The sequence below is a fragment of the Pauljensenia sp. UMB6358 genome (assembly GCF_030216865.1).
Lineage (GTDB): Bacteria > Actinomycetota > Actinomycetes > Actinomycetales > Actinomycetaceae > Pauljensenia > Pauljensenia turicensis_A.
Genome location: NZ_JASOMS010000197.1, coordinates 1 through 259, shown reverse-complemented (window position 1 = coordinate 259; position 259 = coordinate 1). Strand labels below are relative to the sequence as shown.

Here is a 259-nt window from a genome sequence, read left to right as displayed (position 1 = left end):
AGAGCGGAGTCTGCCCACCGAGCTGAACGATCATCCCGGCAACAGGACCGGCCTGACATTCGGCACGGTAAATTTCGAGGACGTGCTCGAAGGTAAGCGGTTCAAAGTACAGCCGAGAAGAAATGTCGTAGTCAGTGGACACCGTTTCCGGATTGCAGTTGACCATGATGGTGTCATAGTCCTTTGCCAGTTCCATGGTCGCGTGCACACAGGAGTAGTCGAACTCAATGCCCTGACCGATGCGGTTGGGACCGGAGCC

At 56.0% G+C, this 259-nt stretch carries 1 protein-coding gene; it reads right to left on the bottom strand.

Annotated features, from left to right (window positions below):
* A partial coding sequence (locus tag QP381_RS09165) for a carbamoyl phosphate synthase preATP-grasp domain-containing protein (protein WP_285068710.1) occupies window positions 1-259 on the bottom strand: 259 nt, incomplete at both ends.